Here is an 18523-nt window from a genome sequence, read left to right on the forward strand (position 1 = left end):
CGTTCAGCCTTCCTGCCGGGTGGCGGGTGACGGGGAGACGGCCCGGTCCGCGGCGGGAGCCGCCGGGCGGCGCAACGGGTAACCGAACCGGGGCAGGGCCAATGCGGTCAGCCCGGTCACCACGGCGTACGCGCGGGTGGGAAGCCGGGTCACCCACTCGGTGTCGGCGACCACATCGACCAGCCCGGTGCGGTGCCGCGACGGATTGCCGGCCACCGAGTGCGTGGGGGTGAGTCGCACCGTGGCCGGTGTCGGAAACGGAAGCTCGGCGGGGGTCGCGCCGACGAAGCCGGCGATCCGGGCGGTGCTGCCGGCCGGGTCGGCCACGAAGTCCTCGTACCGCATTCGCAGGTAGCGGCCCGGCACACCGCGACGGCCGCCCCACAGTCGTACGGTCGCGGTGTTCCAGACCAGCCAGAGCAGCGCGGCCTTGCCGACGGGTGGTCGGCTCATCAGCTGATCGTCGGCGCCCCCGTCCAAGGGGCGTCGGCGACGCCAGGAGTACGCGGTCGCACGCGGGTCGCGCACCACGTGCAGGACGTACAGGTCGATGCCGGGCAGGCTGCCGAGCAGGGCGCCGTACGGCGGCAGCTTGGAGGAGTCGACGATGACACCGTCCGACCGGCCGGCCAGGGCGTGTTCGGCGATCGAGGCGTAGAGCCGGGCCAGCTGCGTGTCGTCGGGGTGGCCCGGGACCGGCGGCTGCCCCCGACGCTGGCGGCGCAGCAGTGCGGGCAGCCCCCGCAACCGCAGCCGCTGGGCCAGCCGGGCGGCGATCCCGGCCGGGTCGGCGTCGGTCAGGTCGGCGCGCACCCGGGCCCAGAGCGGGCAGTCGGCGACCGGGAAACCGCAGCCGCAGGGCCGGTTCTCCAGGATGCCGCGCCGCCACAGGTACCGCAGCTCGCCCGCCGCGAAGAAGCCCGGCAGCTGTCCCAGGACCGTGGTCACCAGCGTGCTGCCGCTGCGACCGCTGCCGGCGAGGTAGAGCACCCGCACTCGGCTCACCGGGCCGCTCCCCCACCGGCTGCGGCACGCCGCCTCGACGGCAGCGCCTCGGCGGCCTCCGCGTACAGCCCACGGACCCGGTCCAGGTGCCGGTCCGGAGCGAACCGAGCGGCGATCTTCGCCCGACCGGCCCGGCCCATCCGGTGTGCCCGCTCGGGGTCGGCCAAAAGGTCGTTCAGCGCGTCACCGAGGGCCGCCGGCTCGTCGGCGGCGACGATGCGGCCGTCCACCCCCGGCTCAATCAGCTCGGGAAGCCCACCGAGGTCGGTGGCGACCACCGGGACACCGCAGGCGAACGCCTCCAGCACCGCCATCGGCTGGTTCTCGTGCCACCGGGACGGGACGGCGACCACCGCCGCCGACCGGATCAGCTCGTGCAGGCGCGGCTTGTCGAGTCGGCCGTGGAACCGGACCCGGCCGGGCACCCGCCTTGCGGCGAGCGCCTCCAGGTCCGGGCGGGCCGGGCCGTCGCCGGCGATGTCCACGGTGACCCCGTCCGGCAGCGCGGTGGCCGCCTCGATCAGCACGTCGACGCCCTTCTCCGGGGCCAGCCGGCCGGCGAATACGACGCCACCGCCGGGCGTCTGCTTGGCCGCGACGCCGGTCAGGTCGACGAAGTGGTTGACCACCCGCAACCGGTCCGGGTAGACGCCCGCGCGGCGCATCACGTCGGCCAGGAATCCACTCGGGCTGACGAAGAGCTGCACCGGGTCGTACGCGTCGAACTGCCGGTGCAACCAGGACTCGACCGCGAGCAGGCCACTGCGCGCCAGCGATCCGTCCTTGCAGCGGCGACGGGCCGCCTGCAACGGGCCACCGGTGACGCACGCCTGGCAGGGGCGGCCCCGGTCCAGCAGTTGGTAGCTCGGGCAGGCGAGCTTGTAGTCGTGCATGGTCAGCACGCAGGGCACACCGGCGGCGCGGGCCGCGGCGAGCACCGACGGGGAGAGCTGGTGGTAGATGTTGTGCAGATGCAGCACGTCCGGCCGGAAATCGTCGATCACCCGGGCCAGCCCGCGGCGGCTCGTCGGTGACCACAGCATCCGGCCGACGGCCGCCGCGCGGGGCCGCACCCCGCGCGGCGCGGGCTCCAACTCCACTTCGGACGGGAACCACGCGGCGTACGGCAGCGGCGACTCGTTCTCCGGGTGACTCATGCCGAAGTAGCCGACCGTGTCACCCGCAGCCCGTTGCAGGTCGGCGAGATCGAGCAGATACCCCTCGGCGCCGCCCCGGCGGTAGAGGAACTTGTTCACATGCAGCACGCGCACGACTCGCCCTGCTCACGTCGATCGGGCGAACCGGGCCCGGAGGTGATGACCGGGGTCTGCCCGCCCCGGCCAGGGCCCACGGTATGCAGGGCGGCTCGGCGAGTCCAGCTCACGTTTGCCATGTGGCTGAACGGGTGATCTTCGTCTGCCCGTGCGGTCCGCAGCCTGGCCTCCCGCCATGATCTCCCGATAGCCTGGCTGCCGCCGGTCGCACCCGCTCTGGTGTTGGGCCGGGCCGGTGCCCGACGAGGAGGACCCGTGGCAGCCGACGACGAGGTCTCCGCGCTCGCGTACACCGCGCGGCGGGTCCGGCGGCATCTGCGCTGGGCGCGTACCGAGGGGATCGGACGGCTGGTCGAGGAGGACCGCCTCAACCCGGTCGAGCGGATTCGCACGGCCCTGGCGAAGCGACGCTGGCGACGGCGGGCCGGCCGCACACCCGGCTCGGCGATGCCGGTCTACCTGGTCGGCCTGCAACGCTCCGGCACGAACATGCTGGTCCGGGGCCTGGACGCCGCCCCCGAGGTCGAGGTACGCAACGAGAACGACAGCACTGTCTTCCACCGCTTCCAACTCCGCCCGGACCCGGTGCTGACCGCCACCATCCGGCGCAGCCGGCACGCGTACGTCCTGGTCAAGCCGCTCTGCGAGAGCCACCGCGTGGACGAGCTGCTGGCCCTGCCGGGGCTGCCGCCCGGGCGGGCGCTCTGGGTCTACCGCGATGTCGACGACCGGGCCCGCTCCGAGGTCGCCAAGTTCGGTGACGCCAACCTGCGGGCCCTACGGGCGATCGCCGACGGCAGCATCGGCCGACGGTGGCAGGGGCAGCGGCTCGACGCCGACACCGTCGAACTGATCCGGGCCCACCAGCCACAGCGGTTGGATCCGCACAGCGGCGCGGCGCTGTTCTGGTACGTCCGCAACTCGCTGGTCTTCCGGCTCGGCCTGGACCAGCGGGCCGACGTGTTGCTCTGCCGCTACGACAGCCTGGTCGTGGACCCAGCCGGGCAGCTCCGGCGGCTCTGCGCCTTCCTCGACTTCCCCTACCATCCCCGGCTGCACGCGCACATCGCCCCGCGCGGGTCGCACGGCGCGGCGGGCCACCGGCGGCTACCGATCGACAGGCGCGTCCGGGCCCGCTGCGACGAGCTGACCGACCGGCTCGACCGCGCCGCGGCCGACGTCCGATCCGAGACGACGAAGGCGGTCGACAGTGGCTGAGACCGGAACCAGTACCGCGCCGATCTTCCTGGTCGGGTGCCAACGGTCGGGCACCACCATGGTGCGCCTCGTCCTGGACTCGCACTCGCGGATCAGCTGCGGCCCGGAGACCCGGTTCCTGCCGGACCTACGACGGATCGTCGGCCGGGACTGGGAACGGCTGGCCCGCTTCGGTTTTCCGCGCGAGGACTGGCTGCGCCGGATCCGGGACTTCTTCGGCGGCGTGCACGCCGACTACGCCGCCGCGCGGGGCAAGACCCGGTGGGCCGACAAGACCCCGCTGTACGCGATGTCGCTCGACTTCGTCACCGAGGTCTTCCCGGACGCCCAGATCGTGCACCTCATTCGGGACGGGCGCGACGTGGTGGTCTCGCACCGCAAACGGTTCGGCTACTGGTCGGCGGTGAAGTGTGTGGTGAAGTGGCCGCGCTACATCCGCGCCGCGCGGGCGGTCGGCGCCACCCTGCCGGCGGACCGTTACTACGAGCTGCGCTACGAGCAGGCGGTCAGCGAGCCGGAGAAGGCGATGCGTGGGCTGTTCGAGTTCCTCGGCGAGCCCTGGGAGGACGGCATCCTCGACTACGACAGCAAGCAGCACGACGTGGCCCAGAAGTACACCACCGAGGCGGAGCGACGACGGGCCGCGGCGAGCGTCACCGCGCCGATCTACGGCTCCCGGGTGGGCAGCCACCGCCGCGAACTCGACCCGTTCCTGCGCCTGCTGGTCTGGGTCTTCTCCGGTCCGACACTGCGCGCGCTGGGCTACCGGTGACCCGCCCGGGCCGGCTGCGTACGGTCGCTGCCGCCGTCGCCGCCACGCTCCTGCTCACCGCCGGTTGCACCGCCCGCGACGACGATCCGCCACCGGCCGTCACCCCCTCGGCGACGACGACACCCGGAGCCACCAGCACTGTCGACGGGGTGAGCAACCCGTTCGGCGCCCACTGGGACTGGTCGCGGTACCAGCAGTTCGGGCCGTACCTGCGCCGGCTCGCCGGTTCCGCGACGTACGAGGAGATCTCCTGGTGCGAGATCGAACGGACCTCGGGGCAGCCGGACTGGAGCGGCTTGGACGAGATCGCCTCGCGCAGCCGGGAGCTGGCCATCACCCTGCACCTGAAGATCCGCACCGGCGTGTGCTGGGCGACAGGTGGCACCGCCCGCTACACCCGGGGCGCGGCGAGCAAGACCGAGTCGGCGATGCCCACCGACCTCGGCGCGTACCAGCGGTTCGTCCGCTCGGTGGTGCAGCGCTACGGCCCCTACGGGGTGCGGGAGTACGCCATCGAGAACGAGGTGAACGCGCCGAGCTACTGGGCCGGCAGCCCCGAGGAGTACGCACGGCTGGTCCGGGCCGCCGCCGAGACGATCCGCGCGACCGACCCGAAGGCGCGGGTGGTCGACTCCGGCATCAGCAGCGTCGCGTACGGCATGGGTGTCGCCGACCGGCTGGTGCGCGCCGGTCGGGTGGACGAGGCCATCGCCGCCTACCGGGCGTACTTCCAGCGCCGGGTCGGCACCCGGGGGCAGCAGATCCCGGCGGTGACCGGGGAGGCGCAGCTGCGCCGGGCGCTGGGCACCGAGACCAACAGCCGCAGCCTGCGTTTCCTGGCGGTGACCGAGTCGCTGCTGACCGACAGCACCGTCGACGTCCGGCAGGTGCACTTCTACGAGCACTTCAGCGGGGTGGCCCCGCTGCTGGACTACCTGCGCGCCACCACACCGCCGGGTACGCCGATCCAGGCGTGGGAGGTCGGGCAGTTCTGGCGCGACGGCGACGGCGACCCGGCCGGCCGGGCGGCGGAGATGGTCAAGACGGTCACCCTGCTGGCCGCCGGCGGGATCGGCGAGATCAGCTGGCTGCCGTTGGCGTACAACCCGAACAACGCGGCCGGCAGCGAGGTCCGCTACGGCCTGCTCGACCCGAACGGCACCGAACGGGAGGCCGGCCGGATGTTGGCCGCCCTGGCCGACGCGGCCCGGGACGCCACAGTCACCCCGTTGCCCGCCTCGGTGGCCGGCAGGCTGAACGGGGTCGCGTTCGTCCGCGGTGGACAGAGCACGCTGGTGCTCTGGTCGGCGTCGAACACGCCGGTGACCGTGCCGGCGCCCCCCGGCGGGCGGGCCGGGGCGGTGGGTTCCCCGCTGGGCGCGGCCGGCGGCGGCACCACAGTCACCGACGTCCCCGTCCTGATCCGCGCCGACCAGCCGGTGGACCGGATCCTCGCCGCCGTCCGTTAGACGAACAGCTCCTCAGTCCGGCGTGCGCCCGCTGGCCCGCCTGCCGATGTGCCGACGGTGACCTGCGCCGGCCGGCGGCGCCGCGCTAGCCGGGCCAGGGGTCGGGCCAGCTGAGCAGGGCGGCAAGGCGGGCGTTGTGCGGCGCGAAGTGCTCGTACAACCGGTCCCGCAGGGCCGGGGTCAGCTCGGAGACGCCAGAGTCGACGCGACGGGTGTGCCGGGTGAACGCCTCGGGAGTGAAGGCCGGCAGGCCGACGAAGCGCAGAATGTCGCCGTAGGTGCCCGCCGGGTCGTCGTGCAGGTCTTCGGTCCGGGCGATGTGGATCCGCTCCCGGGGGACGTGCGTGAACCACCGTTGCAGCTGGTCGGCGTAACGGCCCCGGGCCGCGTACGAATAATTACGCAGCGCCCGGTGCGCGGCACGGCTGTCCGGGCCGCCGCGCGTCGCCCGGGTCAGCCGCTCCTCCTCCGCATCGAGGGCGTCGGCGAAGGAGAGCGGCTCCACGCCGTACGAGCGGGTGTGCAGGTAGTGCGAGTAGGCCCGCTGCACCGGGTCACGCAGCAGGACGACGAAGCGGGCCTGCGGCAGGGTAGCCGCGACCCGGGCCGGCACGCTCGGGTGGAACAGGTAGTAGGGGCTCGCCTCGAAGGTGCGCTCGCCCGGGGCGAGGCGTGGGAAGTGTCCCCGGTACCACCGCGTCCCGCGGCCGTGGTGGACGCTGAAGTACTGCAGCTCCTTGCCGCTGGCCACCCGGACCCGGGGATGCGCGGCGAGGTGGTGGTACAGCGACGTGGTGCCGCAGCGCTGCCCACCGATCACCAGGAAGTCGGGCAGCGGACCGGGCTCCCCCGGCCGGGCCGCCCGCCCCCAGGCCCGCGCCGCGCGTACCCCCCGACGCAGCCGGTCGGTGACCTGACGTCGCGCGACGCCGGTCACGAGCGGCCACCTCGGCGGGTCACCGTACGCAACACCATGAGGTCCTCCCGACTGAGCCCGAGGGCGAGCACCGCGGCGAGGTACGTCGCCGCGATCGCGGCCAGACCGACAGCGAGCTGCGCGGTCCAGTCCTCGACCAGCCAGCGCACACCGAACCCGACGCCCATCGCGACAAGCGCGGCGACCAGGCCCTTGACCATGCCAGCCGTCACCGGCACGGTGTGCACCTGCGTGCGCACCTGCCAGACCCGGGCGATGTTCACCGCCGCCAGCGACACCGCCCAGGCCACCGCCGCGCCGAGAATGCCGTACGCCGGGATGAGCCAGAGGTTGAGCAGGACGTTGAGCAGCAGGGCGGCGAGGTTGTCCATCATGTTGACCGAGACCCGGCCGGACATGTTCAGCAGCGTTCCGCAGGGCCCGGTCGCGGCGTTCACGAGCTGACCGAGCGCCAGCACGACAGTCACCGCCGCGCCGCCGGCCAGACCCGGCCCGCCGACCAGCCGCAGCAACTGCTCCGGGAAGACCAGCAACGCCACGAAGGCCGGCAGCGACAGCCGCAGCACCCAGCCGGTGGCGACCCGGTAGATCCGGCGTACCTCGTCCAGTCGACCCTGGTGGTAGAGGTGCGCCAGGTGCGGACCGAACGAGGCGTTGACCGGTGCCAGCACGAACACCGCGATGGTGACCAGCCGGGTCGCCACGTGGTAGATCCCGATCGCGTCGGGACCGTAGTCGAAGAAACCGAGCAGCAACGCGTCCACCCAGATCAGCCCGGTGGACGACAACGACGAGACCCAGCTGACCGTGGAGAACCGGAACAGTTCGCCGGGCCGGTACGCCGGCCGGGCGGCGGGCACCCGGCGCACCATCCGGGCGAGCGCCACGAGGGCGAGCCCGGCCGCGCTCCAGCTCGCCGCCACCAACGCCCAGAACGCGCCGGTCAGGCCCGCCCCGAGGGCGAGCGCCAGCGCGGTGAGCACCAGCCGGGCGGCCGGCTCGTAGACCTGGCCGATGAGCGCGTAGGCCCGTTGCGTGCGCCATCCCCGGGTGGCAGCGAGCGCGGCCTCGCAGACGGTCGCGGCGGGCAGGCAGAGCGCCACCAACCGCAGACCGGTGGTGAGCTGCGGGTCGTGCAGGGCGTCAGCGAGCCACGGCGCGCCGATCGCCAGAACGAGGGCGATCACAGTGGACACCACCGCCGAGATGCCGATCCCGAGCCGGATCGCGCCCCGAAGGGCGGCCGGCTCGTCGTCGGCGAGGTGCACCGCCACGAACCGGGTCAACCCGGCCCGGAAACCGGAGAGCGAGAGCAGCCCCAGCAGCGACAGCACGGCGTAGACCTGGGCGTACCGGCCGAGTTCGCGTACCCCCAGGGCCCGGGCCACCAACAGCATGACCAGGAAGAGCGCCACCTGGCTGAGCACGGCGCTGCCCAGGTTCAGCACACCGCCGCGGGCCATGCCGCGTACCTGCTGGTCGCCGGCCTCCGGCGCGGCCGGCGGCCGACCGGTCACCGCGCGCATCCGGCGGCCCGTTCTTCGACGGTCACGGTCGTGCCGCGGTCACGGTCTCCGCCGGTGCTGAGGGGGCCGCGGCGGTCGCCGCCGACGGCCGGGCGGCGGCACGACCCCGGGAGAGCAGTTCGAGTACGCCCACCAGCAGCACACCGAGCAGCAGACCGGCACCGCCCACCGGCAGGGCGGTGCGCACCAGCTCGGCCATCCGGCTCACCTCGTGCGCCTCGCCGATGCTGGTCACCTGCTTCGGATCGGCGGCCTGAGCCTGTGCCCGCGCCGCCTGCAACCCCTCCCGCGCCTGGGACAGGGCATTTGTCGCCGCGTCCCGCTGGGCGAGCAGGGCCTGGTAGTCGGGGAGCTTCGGCCCCAGCTCGTCGAGCTTCTTCTGGGTGGCGGTGATCGCGGCGGTCGCCGCGTCGACGCCGCGACCGTTGCCGACCGCCTGCATGGAGAGCTGCTGCTGGCGCAGGCTCGTCAGCTCGCCCAGCGTCGCCTGGTAGATCCGGTCCGGCTGGGAGACCTTGTTCGCCTTCTCCCACTCGCCGATGGCCCTGGTCGCCGCGGTGACGTCGGCGTTGGCCGCCTCGACCTCGCCGGTGGCGATGCCGACCTGGGAGGAGAAGAGGAAGGCAAGAGCCCGGGTGGTGGTCGCGGTCAGCACCGGTGCGACAGTCGACCGGTCACCGGCGGTGTACGTCACCTCCAGCTGGCTGCTCGCGCCGACCTGGGTGACGGCGAGTCCGTCGCGCAGCCGCTCCGGGGGCACACCGGTGTCACCGGCCACGTCGGAGAGGACGCGGGGCGAGGTGACCGCCGCGCCGAACGCCGCGACGAACTGGTTCGCCGCCTGCGTGCCTGTGTACTGCGTTCCGGCCGCGCCGCCCACCAGCGCCGGCGCCGCCACGTACGCGGTCCCGCTGAACTGCTGTGGCGCGAACAGGACGATGGCGGCCGCGGCGCCGGTGGCGAGCACCGGCACCCCCACGAGTACCCAGAGGCGCCGCCGGGCGACCCGCAGGTAGTCGACGATCTCCACTTTTTCCCCAATGCTGTCGTTCAGTCAAACCGGGACGGACGTGTTTCGTGGCTGCTCGCCGGTCAGGTGAGGGGCCGGTTGGCGGGCGATCACACTGGCCGCCGCGGCGAACGCGACGAAGTACCAGAGGGTGACCACGTTGGAAATGACGTTGGAGGCGGCGCTGACCGCCACGAACGCGGCGGCGCAGCCGGCGAACCCGACCGCGACGCCACGCTCGAAGCTGCCCGGAGGCGCGCGCCGCAGCGCGCGCCGCGCGGTGCGCAGAAAGGCGAACAGCATCAGCAGGTACGCCCCGAGACCGAGCAACCCGGTCTCCACGTACGCCCGCAGGAAGTCGTTGTGCGGCTTCTTCGCCTCGTCGGTCTCGCGCTGGGTCATGTTCGGCCCGATGCCGGTCACCGGGTTCCGGTCGGCGAGCGTGACGATCTCGGTCCAGTAGCCGATCCGCCACGCCAGTGTGTTTCCGGTCGGGTCTCCGCCGACCACGCGCGACGTACCGAGTTGGGCGAAGCGCTCCCCGACGGCGGGCACCAGGGCCACCCCGGCGACCGCCACCACGCAGAGGGTGACCAGCATCCGCTTGCTGCGATGCAGCGCCGCGACCACCACCAGGCCGATCGCCGCGCCGAGCAGGGCGCTGCGGGTGTTGGTGAGCAGCAGGAACAGCAACGAGAGCGCGAGCAGCACCCCGAGGAACGCCCGCAGGCGGCGATCCAGGAAGCGGTACACCGCGAACCCGAAGATCACCATGAACATCAGGTAGCGGCCGAACGTGGTCGACTGGCCGAAGGTGCCGCTGATCCGGGTGAAGTCGCCCTTCACCTCGGCCGGCGGGTGGCCGAGCAGCGACAGGACGACTGTGTAGCCAAGTGCCAGCACCAGCGAGGCGTAGCAGGCGAGCAGGACCCGACGGATCGCCGCGGTGTCCGGCATGAGTTGTTCCAGGACCACGAACATCACCACCACGGTGAGGATCCGCAACGCCTCCAACAGGCTGTTCGCCGGCCGGCTGGCACCGAGGGCGCTGACCACACTGCTGGCGCCGACGAGCAGCATGGCCCAGCTCAGCGGGGAACCGCGTAGCCGCCCGTGCCGGCTGAGCTGTGCGGCCAGCCAGAGCCCGGCGGCGAGGAGGAACAGGACCGCGAGCAGGGTGGAGGGGTCCGCCGCCCGGGCCGATCCGGCGGAGTCAGGCTGGCCGGCGCTCGGGCCGGTCAGTTTGAACAGGTCGACGCAGGAGCGCACCGCGAGCATCAGCAGCACGTACCCGGCGAACCGGGTCAGCGCGAGGACGGCCACCGCGATCCCCGCGACCGCCGCGAGCGGCAGCACCATTCCCTTACGGTCACCGGCCGCCATGGAGACACCGGCGATCACCGCCACGACCGCGGCGGCCAGCGCCGCGCCGCCGGTGAGAAGGCGGGTCGGGTCGAGCCGCCTGGTCAGGAGCGGAGTGACCTGCTGCGTGTGTTGTTCCACTGATCCCACTGAACTGAATCGGCGCTGCCCGGCCGCTGCCGGGCGCGGCCCACCGATGTCCTCCCGGCACAAGATCGGTTCAATCTAGCCCTGTCGGCCCGACGGCAGAAGGGGCCGTTGCACCGACTGCTCCGTCCTCCGGGGGGTTGATCCGAGGTCTTCCCGGCGAACGCCGACCGGTCAGTCGGCGACCCCCGCGAGTCGTCCCCTGGCCCGTCGGCCCGGCTCCGGTGCCAGCCGAAGATAGAGCTGTTCCAACTCGCGGGCGGCGGTGTCCCAGCTGTACCGGCCGGTGATCCGCTCGCCCAGCGCCGCGGCGCCGGCCCGTTCACCCGGCAGGTCGGCGAGCAGCGATGTCAGCACCCGGACCAGGTCGTCCTCGTCGCCATCGCGGAACAACCGCCCGCCGGCGGCGTCGGACTTCAGCACCTCGACGTGTGGGGCGATGTCGCTCGCGACCACCGGCAGCCCGTACGCGGCAGCCTCCAGCAACGTCAACGGCAGTCCCTCCAACCGGGACGGTTGCACGAAGCCGGCGGCGCCGGCGTACAGCTCGGCGAGCAGGTCGCCGTAGGCGAACCCGGTGAAGACGATTCGGTCGTCCGCCCCGGCTTCCCGGCGCAGCCGGTCCACGAAGTCGTCGGTGAACGACGACCCGCCGACGATCGCCAGGCGCATCGGGGTCTCGGTACGGCGAAAGGCGCGGATCAGCAGGTCGGCCGCCTTCTCCGGGACCAACCGACCGACCAACAGCAGGTAGCCGCCGGGGGTCAGCCCGAACTGGTCCTGGATCTGACGCGTCCGCACGGGTCGGGCCGGGTTCACGCCGTTCGGGATGTAGGTCGTCGGCCGGCCGAACCGGGTGATGTAGTGGGCGGCGAGCCCCTGGGAGACCGCTACCCGCTGGTGCGGGACGTATCCGCTGAACCAGTGGGCGCTGCCCAGCACCGCCCGCGCGGCGAGCCCCCACTTGCCCCGCTGGTTGTCCAGCCCGTGCACGGTCAGCACCACGCGCGCCCGGGACAGGGCACGTGGAAGCGGGGCGACCAGGGCCGGCCCGAGGCCGTGGTAGTGCACGATGTCGGACCGCGCGGTCATCGCCGCCACTGTCGAGGTCGCCGCGTGCACGATGGCGTCGAGGTGCTTGCTCGCGATCGTGTAGGTCTGGCGCAGCCGTACGCCGCGGTAGCCGTCGGCGGGTGTCTCGCCGTAGCTCCGGCGGCAGTAGACGGTGACCTCGTGCCCATAGCTGGCGAGCCGGCTGGCCATCTCCTCCACGTGCCGTTCGATCCCGCCGTAGGTCGCCGGCATCCCCTTCTGGCCGATCATCGCGATCCGCAGCGGACGCCAGGCGATGCCGGTGTCGGCGGCGCTGGTTTCGGGCGCCCTGGTGGGGCCGACCCGCTGTCGGGGAATCGCAGGGCTTCCGGCGTGCTGGTCCACGTCCTCGGCCTGCAGGTTGGGATGGCCCACGTTGACTCCCTGCGTGACTAAACCCGCGCCCGCCGCCCGGGCAGGGTCAACACCTTGCCACGAATGGGCCCGTCCGCCAGCTGATCAATGAGACAGAAAAATCATCCATGGGATTCGCTGCGAAGGGAATGGCACCGGGGGTGAGATCGAGATGGACGGCGCTGGTGCCGCGTCGAACGGCACCCGAATGGCGACGGGCCCCGGTCGATCACTGGTGATCGACCGGGGCCCGTCGGGGATACCTGTCAGACGAGATCGAACCGGTCGAGCTCCATGACCTTGGTCCAGGCGGCCACGAAGTCGGTCACGAACTTGTCGCGAGCGTCCTGGCTGGCGTAGACCTCCGCGAGGGCGCGCAGCTGCGAGTTGGACCCGAAGATGAGGTCGACCGCGGTGGCGGTCCACTTCACCTCATCGGTGGCCAGGTCGCGGATCTCGTACACGTGCTCGTCGGACTTCGACGCGCTCCACCGGGTGCCCGGGGAGAGCAGGTTGGCGAAGAAGTCGTTGGTGAGCACGCCCGGCCGGTCGGTGAGGACACCGTGCTGGCTGCCGTCGACGTTGGCGCCGAGAGAACGCAGACCGCCGATGAGGACGGTCATCTCGGGCGCGGTCAGGTTGAGCATGTAGGCACGGTCGACCAGCAGGACCTCCGGCTGGGTCTTCTCGCCGGCGCGCAGGTAGTTGCGGAAACCGTCGGCACGCGGCTCCAGGACCCGGAAGGAGTCGGTGTCGGTCTGCTCCTGGGTCGCGTCGGTGCGGCCCGGCCGGAACGGCACGGTCACCTCGACGCCGGCGTCCCGCGCCGCCTTCTCGACGGCGGCCGAACCGGCCAGCACGATCAGGTCGGCGAGCGAGATGGTCGCCCCGCCAGCAGAGTTGAACTCCTGCTGGATGCCCTCAAGGGCGGTCAGCACGGTCGCCAGCTGCTCGGGCTGGTTGACCTCCCAGCTGCGCTGCGGCTCGAGGCGAATCCGCGCCCCGTTGGCACCGCCGCGCTTGTCGGTGTGCCGGAAGCTCGCGGCAGAGGCCCAGGCGGTGGAGACCAGCTGGTCGATCGTGAGACCAGACTCCAGCACCTTCGCCTTCAGGGCGGCGATGTCGGCGTCACCCACCAGCTCGTGGTCGACGGCCGGCACCGGGTCCTGCCACAGCTGCGGCTCGGCCACCCACGGCCCGAGGAAACGCTCGATCGGGCCCATGTCGCGGTGCAGCAGCTTGTACCACGCCTTGGCGAAGGCCAGCGCGAACTGGTCGGGGTTCTCCAGGAAGCGACGGGAGATCTTCTCGTACGCCGGGTCGACGCGCAGCGACAGGTCGGTCGTGAGCATCGTCGGCTTGTGCTTCTTCGCCGGGTCGAACGGGTCCGGGATGATCGCCTCGGCGTCCTTGGCGACCCACTGCTTCGCGCCACCCGGGCTGGTGGTGAGCTCCCACTCGTAGCCAAAGAGGATCTCGAAGAAGCGGTTGCTCCACTGCGTCGGCACGTCGGTCCACGTCACCTCGAGACCACTGGTGATCGTGTCGCCGCCCTTGCCGCTGCCGTGGGTGCTCAGCCAGCCCAGGCCCTGCGCCTCCAGCGGGGCGCCCTCGGGCTCCGGACCCACGTGGTTGTCGGCGACGGCGGCACCGTGGGTCTTGCCGAAGGTGTGACCACCGGCGATGAGGGCGACGGTCTCCTCGTCGTTCATCGCCATCCGGCCGAAGGTCTCGCGGATGAAGTGCGCCGCGGCGGCCGGGTCCGCGTTACCGCGCGGGCCCTCCGGGTTGACGTAGATGAGCCCCATCTCGGTCGACCCGACGCCGGCCGCCATCTCCTTCTCGGAGGCGTAGCGCTCATCGCCGAGCCAGGTGTCCTCCGGGCCCCAGAAGATCTCCTCGGGCTCCCAGACGTCCTCGCGACCGAAGCCGAAGCCGAAGGTCTTGAAGCCCATCGACTCCAGGGCGACGTTGCCGGCGAGCACGAGCAGGTCGGCCCAGGAGATCTTCTGGCCGTACTTCTGCTTGACCGGCCAGAGCAGCCGGCGGGCCTTGTCCAGGTTGGCGTTGTCCGGCCAGCTGTTCAGCGGCGCGAACCGCTGACCACCGTCGCCGGCGCCGCCCCGACCGTCCTCGATGCGGTACGTGCCGGCGGCGTGCCAGCTCATCCGGATCATCAGGCCGCCGTAGTGGCCGAAGTCGGCCGGCCACCACTCCTGCGAGGTGGTGAGCACCTCGACGATGTCCCGCTTGAGGGCCTCGACGTCGAGCTTGGCGAACTCCTTGGCGTAGCTGAAGTTCTCGCCCAGCGGGTTGCCCTTGGACGAGTGGGCGTGCAGCACCGAGAGGTCGAGCTGGTTGGGCCACCAGTCCCGGTTGGTGCGCGGACGACCGCCGGTCTTCGGGGTCGGCGAGTCGATCGCCGGGTTCTCACTCTCGCTGCCGTGCGCGGTCACCGAGTCGTGCGCGACCGGGCAGCCGGCCGCTGCCTTCTGGTCCACGCCCTGCGCACTGGTGGGGCCGTTGTCCTGGGTGTCGCTCATGGGCTTCCTTCCGAGCTTGCGGATCTCTGGGGCGTGCGTTCGGTCGCGCAGTCGGGGCAGGTGCCCCAGTAGACGACCTCCGCCTCGTCGACCGCGAAACCGTGGTCGCCCGAGGCGGTGAGACAGGGAGCGTGACCGACGGCGCAGTCGACGTCGGCGATGGCGCCGCAGGAGCGGCACACGACATGGTGGTGATTGTCCGCAATCCGGGACTCGTAGCGGGCGGTCGCCCCGGCCGGCTGGATGCGCCGCACCAGCCCGGCGTCGGTGAGCACCCGCAGCACGTCGTACACCGCCTGGTGGGAGACCGTGGGATGATCCGCGCGGACCAGCGCGAGCACCGCGTCGGTGCCGACGTGCGGGTGGTTGCGCAGCGCCGCGAGCACCGCCAACCGGGGCCGGGTCACGCGCAACGAGGCAGCCCGCAGCTGCGCCTCGAAGTCGGACATCACGGGTACGAACACTAGCTCACTTTTTTGGAACGAATCAAGTTTTGCGCCACCTGAGGCGCCCCTCGGTCGGACGATTCACCCGAGGTTAACCTGCGGGAGAAAAAAATCGGACAGCCATGTCGAGAAGCGCCGACCGGCTCCGTCCCCGGAGCGAACGTGACCACGATGGGTCGCAGCCAGCACCAAGGAGCATCACGATGGCGAAGTACCTGCTGCTCAAGCACTACCGGGGCGGCCCGGCCGGGGTGAACGACGTACCCATGGACCAGTGGACGCCGGCGGAGATCTCGGCCCACATGCAGTACATGCGCGACTTCGCGACCCGGCTTGAGGGCACCGGCGAGTTCGTCGACGGTCAGGCGCTCGCCCCGGAGGGAGCGTGGGTCCGGTACGACGGCGAGGGCCGTCCGCCGGTCACCGACGGTCCGTTCGCGGAGACCAAGGATCTCATCGCCGGCTGGATGGTGATCGACGTCGACAGCTACGACCGGGCCGTCGAGCTGGCCGGGGAGCTGTCGGCAGCTCCCGGGGCAGGCGGGAAGCCGATCCACGAGTGGCTGGAGCTGCGCCCGTTCCTGAGCGAGCCGCCCACCATCACCGAGTGACCACTCCGATGGACGAGACGCTGCTGCGGAGCCTCACGCCGAGCGTCCTCGGAATCCTCGTCCGCCGCGGAATCGACTTCGCGGCGGCCGAGGACGCCGTGCAGGACGCTCTGGTCGAGGCGGTCCGCGTCTGGCCGTACGACCCGCCGCGCGACCCGAAGGGCTGGCTGACCGCCGTGGCGTGGCGACGGTTCCTCGACGCGGCGCGAGCCGACGCCGCGCGCCGGCGGCGCGAGGACCTGGTCGACGAGGAGCCGGCGCCCGGGCCGACCCGCACCGTGGACGACACGCTTCAGCTCTACTTCCTGTGCGCCCACCCGTCGCTGACGCCGTCGTCCGCGGTGGCGCTCACGCTGCGCGCCGTCGGCGGGCTGACCACCCGGCAGATCGCCCACGCCTACCTGGTGCCCGAGGCGACCATGGCGCAGCGCATCAGCCGGGCGAAACGCACAGTCTCCGGGCTGCGCTTCGACCGACCCGGTGACGTCACGACCGTGCTGCGCGTTCTCTACCTGGTCTTCAACGAGGGCTACTCCGGTGACGTGGACCTCGCCGCCGAGGCCATCCGGCTCACCCGGCAGCTCACGGCCGCCATCGACCATCCCGAGGTGGCGGGGCTGCTCGCCCTCATGCTGTTGCACCACGCCCGACGCGCCGCCCGGACCGCGCCCGACGGCAGCCTGGTGCCGCTCGCCGAGCAGGACCGCAGCCGCTGGGACACCCGGTCCATCGCCGAGGGTGTCGAGATCCTGCAGGCGGCCCTGTCCCGCGACCAACTGGGCGAGTTCCAGGCCCAGGCCGCCATCGCAGCCCTGCACGCCGACGCGCCGACCGCCGCAGAGACCGACTGGGTGCAGATCGTGGAGTGGTACGACGAACTCGCGCGCCTGACCGACAACCCGGTCGTCCGACTCAACCGCGCGGTGGCGGTCGGTGCGGCCGACGGTCCCAGGGCCGGTCTGGCGGCGCTCGCCTCGGTGGACGCCGCACTGCCCCGGTACGCGGCGGTGGCGGCGTATCTGCACGAGCGCGACGGCGACCTGACAAGGGCGGCGCGGCTGTACACCGAGGCCGCCCTGCAGGCCCCCAACCTCGCCGAACGCGACCACCTGACCCGCCAGGCCGCCCGGCTCAACGCCCACGGACGCCGCTGACCGGTCGGCCAACGGGAGCGTCTCCCCCGCCCCGCTGGCCACGGACGGTGCACGTGGTCCGGAAAGTCTCCGGAAATTTCGGCGGCCTCCACCCGGCCCGCGATCGGCCAACGAGACTCTGCGATGACCACCCTGAGCTCTGATCGACTACTGACCTGGATGGATGTCGCTCGGCTACGACAGCGGTGTTGCCAGCCTGTTTCCGAAAATTGTTGACAAGTGGACGGCCGGGTTAATACGGTCGCCATCGACGGCGTTCGATTGTCGTCAGCGCCAGCCACCACGACCCACTTCTCCGGTCGTCGGGCAGGACGACCGGCCCACCACCACCGTGCGGTACGACGCTGTGGCCGCTATCCGACCACCGGCAGCCCGCCGAGGGCGTACCGCGCCGCTGGCCCCCGCCAGCCGTCAGAGGAGGCAACAGTTCCATGACCGACAGCAGCCACACCACACCGAGAAGGCGCGGCCGCATGCGGTTGCTCCTTGGCGCCGCATGCGCCGCCGTCCTGGCCATCGCCGGCACGATGACGGCCACCAACGCGTACGCCGAGGCCGACCGGACCCTCACCTCGAACCTCACCGGCACGCACAACGGCTACTTCTTCTCGTTCTGGAAGGACAGCGGCAACGCCAGCATGACGCTGCGCGCCGACGGCCGTTACTCCAGCAGTTGGGACAGGAGCACCAACAACTGGGTCGGCGGCAAGGGTTGGGCCACCGGTAACCGACGGACAGTCACCTACTCGGGCAGCTACAACCCGGGCAACAACAACACCTACCTCGCCCTGTACGGATGGACGCGCAACCCGCTCATCGAGTACTACGTGGTGGAGAACTTCGGCACCTACAACCCGAGCAGCGGCGCCCAGCGGATGGGCACGGTCACCACTGACGGCGGCACCTACGACATCCTCCGCAGCCAGCGGGTCAACGCCCCGTCGATCGACGGCAACCAGACGTTCTACCAGTTCTGGAGCGTCCGCCAGCAGAAGCGCTCGAGCGGCACCATCACCACCGCCAACCACTTCGACGCCTGGGCTCGCGCCGGCCTGAACCTCGGCACCAACCACAGCTACCAGATCATGGCCACCGAGGGCTACCAGAGCAGCGGAAGCTCCGACATCACCGTCCGGGAGGGCAGCGGCGGCAACCCGACCTCCGGGCCCACCACCGGCAACCCCGGCACCGGGAGCTGCAACGCGACGCTCTCCGCCGGTCAGCAGTGGGGTGACCGGTTCAACCTCAACGTCGCGGTCAGTGGCACCAACAACTGGGTCGTCAGCCTCGGCCTCGGTGGCGGCCAGAGCATTCAGAACAGCTGGAACGCCTCCGTCAACGGCAACACCGGCACCGTCACCGCGACACCGAACGGCAACGGCAACAACTTCGGCGTAACGATCATGGCCAACGGCAACTGGAACTGGCCGACGGTCAGCTGTCGTACCAGTTGACTTCGACCAACTCCTGACACCACCTCTGGCGTGGGGGGGGGGGGCGCCCCCCCCCCTGCCGGAGGGTGGTACAGGGGGGGGGGGGGCAGCGCACCAGCCCCGGGGCCCCCCCGCGGGCTCTGAAGGAGGGACCCCCCCCGCGCCACAAAG

Annotated in this window: 15 protein-coding genes; 6 read left to right on the top strand and 9 right to left on the bottom strand. The window is 71.8% G+C overall.

Going from position 1 to position 18523, the window contains the following annotated elements:
* Positions 1 to 3 precede the first annotated feature (3 nt).
* Together ABZU74_RS32345 and ABZU74_RS32350 are read right to left on the bottom strand one after the other, a co-directional pair.
* Entirely contained in the window at positions 4 to 1005 is a 1002-nt protein-coding gene (locus ABZU74_RS32345; protein WP_355432041.1) for a sulfotransferase, read from the bottom strand.
* Positions 1002 to 2276 carry a glycosyltransferase family 4 protein gene (locus ABZU74_RS32350; RefSeq protein ID WP_355432044.1) on the bottom strand — a complete coding sequence of 425 codons (1275 nt, stop codon included), beginning with the start codon at positions 2274 to 2276 and terminating at the stop codon, positions 1002 to 1004. Before ABZU74_RS32350 ends, ABZU74_RS32345 begins: the two co-directional genes overlap by 4 nt.
* Positions 2277 to 2534: 258 nt before the next feature.
* Between ABZU74_RS32350 and ABZU74_RS32355 the strand changes: the two genes are divergently transcribed.
* The 3 genes from ABZU74_RS32355 to ABZU74_RS32365 are packed head-to-tail and all read left to right on the top strand — an operon-like array spanning position 2535 to position 5738.
* The gene (locus tag ABZU74_RS32355; RefSeq protein WP_355432047.1) at positions 2535 to 3497 is read left to right on the top strand and encodes a hypothetical protein; all 963 of its coding nucleotides are present in this window, start codon (positions 2535 to 2537) and stop codon (positions 3495 to 3497) included.
* Positions 3490 to 4269, top strand: coding sequence for a sulfotransferase (locus tag ABZU74_RS32360; protein ID WP_355432050.1), 780 nt, complete (start codon positions 3490 to 3492; stop codon positions 4267 to 4269). The genes ABZU74_RS32355 and ABZU74_RS32360 overlap by 8 nt, the downstream gene beginning before the upstream one ends.
* A complete protein-coding gene (locus ABZU74_RS32365) occupies positions 4266 to 5738 on the top strand; it encodes a hypothetical protein (protein WP_355432052.1) in 1473 nt (490 codons plus the stop codon). The genes ABZU74_RS32360 and ABZU74_RS32365 overlap by 4 nt, the downstream gene beginning before the upstream one ends.
* An 85-nt stretch (positions 5739 to 5823) precedes the next feature.
* Here the strand turns inward: ABZU74_RS32365 and ABZU74_RS32370 are convergent, their stop codons facing one another.
* The 7 genes from ABZU74_RS32370 to ABZU74_RS32400 form a co-directional block, all read right to left on the bottom strand.
* Entirely contained in the window at positions 5824 to 6675 is an 852-nt protein-coding gene (locus tag ABZU74_RS32370) for a sulfotransferase (RefSeq protein WP_355432055.1), read from the bottom strand.
* Positions 6672 to 8201, bottom strand: coding sequence for an oligosaccharide flippase family protein (locus ABZU74_RS32375; protein WP_355432059.1), 1530 nt, complete (start codon positions 8199 to 8201; stop codon positions 6672 to 6674). The genes ABZU74_RS32370 and ABZU74_RS32375 overlap by 4 nt, the downstream gene beginning before the upstream one ends.
* A gap of 22 nt (positions 8202 to 8223) precedes the next feature.
* Positions 8224 to 9231: a Wzz/FepE/Etk N-terminal domain-containing protein gene (locus ABZU74_RS32380; RefSeq protein WP_355432062.1), complete on the bottom strand. Its 1008-nt coding sequence runs from the start codon at positions 9229 to 9231 to the stop codon at positions 8224 to 8226.
* Between the two features lie 24 nt (positions 9232 to 9255).
* Entirely contained in the window at positions 9256 to 10713 is a 1458-nt protein-coding gene (locus ABZU74_RS32385) for an O-antigen ligase family protein (RefSeq protein ID WP_355432064.1), read from the bottom strand.
* 180 nt (positions 10714 to 10893) lie between these two features.
* Positions 10894 to 12186, bottom strand: coding sequence for a glycosyltransferase family 4 protein (locus tag ABZU74_RS32390; protein ID WP_355432067.1), 1293 nt, complete (start codon positions 12184 to 12186; stop codon positions 10894 to 10896).
* A gap of 245 nt (positions 12187 to 12431) precedes the next feature.
* Positions 12432 to 14708: a catalase/peroxidase HPI gene (katG, locus tag ABZU74_RS32395; RefSeq protein ID WP_355432070.1), complete on the bottom strand. Its 2277-nt coding sequence runs from the start codon at positions 14706 to 14708 to the stop codon at positions 12432 to 12434.
* Positions 14705 to 15160, bottom strand: a complete 456-nt coding sequence (locus tag ABZU74_RS32400; RefSeq protein ID WP_355432078.1) for a Fur family transcriptional regulator — start codon at positions 15158 to 15160, stop codon at positions 14705 to 14707. The genes katG and ABZU74_RS32400 overlap by 4 nt, the downstream gene beginning before the upstream one ends.
* Positions 15161 to 15357: 197 nt before the next feature.
* Here ABZU74_RS32400 and ABZU74_RS32405 point away from each other — a divergent pair, with 197 nt between their 5' ends.
* From ABZU74_RS32405 to ABZU74_RS32415, 3 genes are all read left to right on the top strand, one after another.
* Positions 15358 to 15765 carry a YciI family protein gene (locus ABZU74_RS32405; protein WP_355432073.1) on the top strand — a complete coding sequence of 136 codons (408 nt, stop codon included), beginning with the start codon at positions 15358 to 15360 and terminating at the stop codon, positions 15763 to 15765.
* Between the two features lie 8 nt (positions 15766 to 15773).
* Positions 15774 to 16919, top strand: a complete 1146-nt coding sequence (locus ABZU74_RS32410; RefSeq protein WP_355432081.1) for a DUF6596 domain-containing protein — start codon at positions 15774 to 15776, stop codon at positions 16917 to 16919.
* 431 nt (positions 16920 to 17350) lie between these two features.
* Entirely contained in the window at positions 17351 to 18373 is a 1023-nt protein-coding gene (locus ABZU74_RS32415; RefSeq protein ID WP_355432076.1) for a glycoside hydrolase family 11 protein, read from the top strand.
* Positions 18374 to 18523 lie beyond the last annotated feature (150 nt).

Source organism: Micromonospora sp. NPDC005171, assembly GCF_040608575.1.
Taxonomy (GTDB): Bacteria; Actinomycetota; Actinomycetes; order Mycobacteriales; family Micromonosporaceae; genus Micromonospora.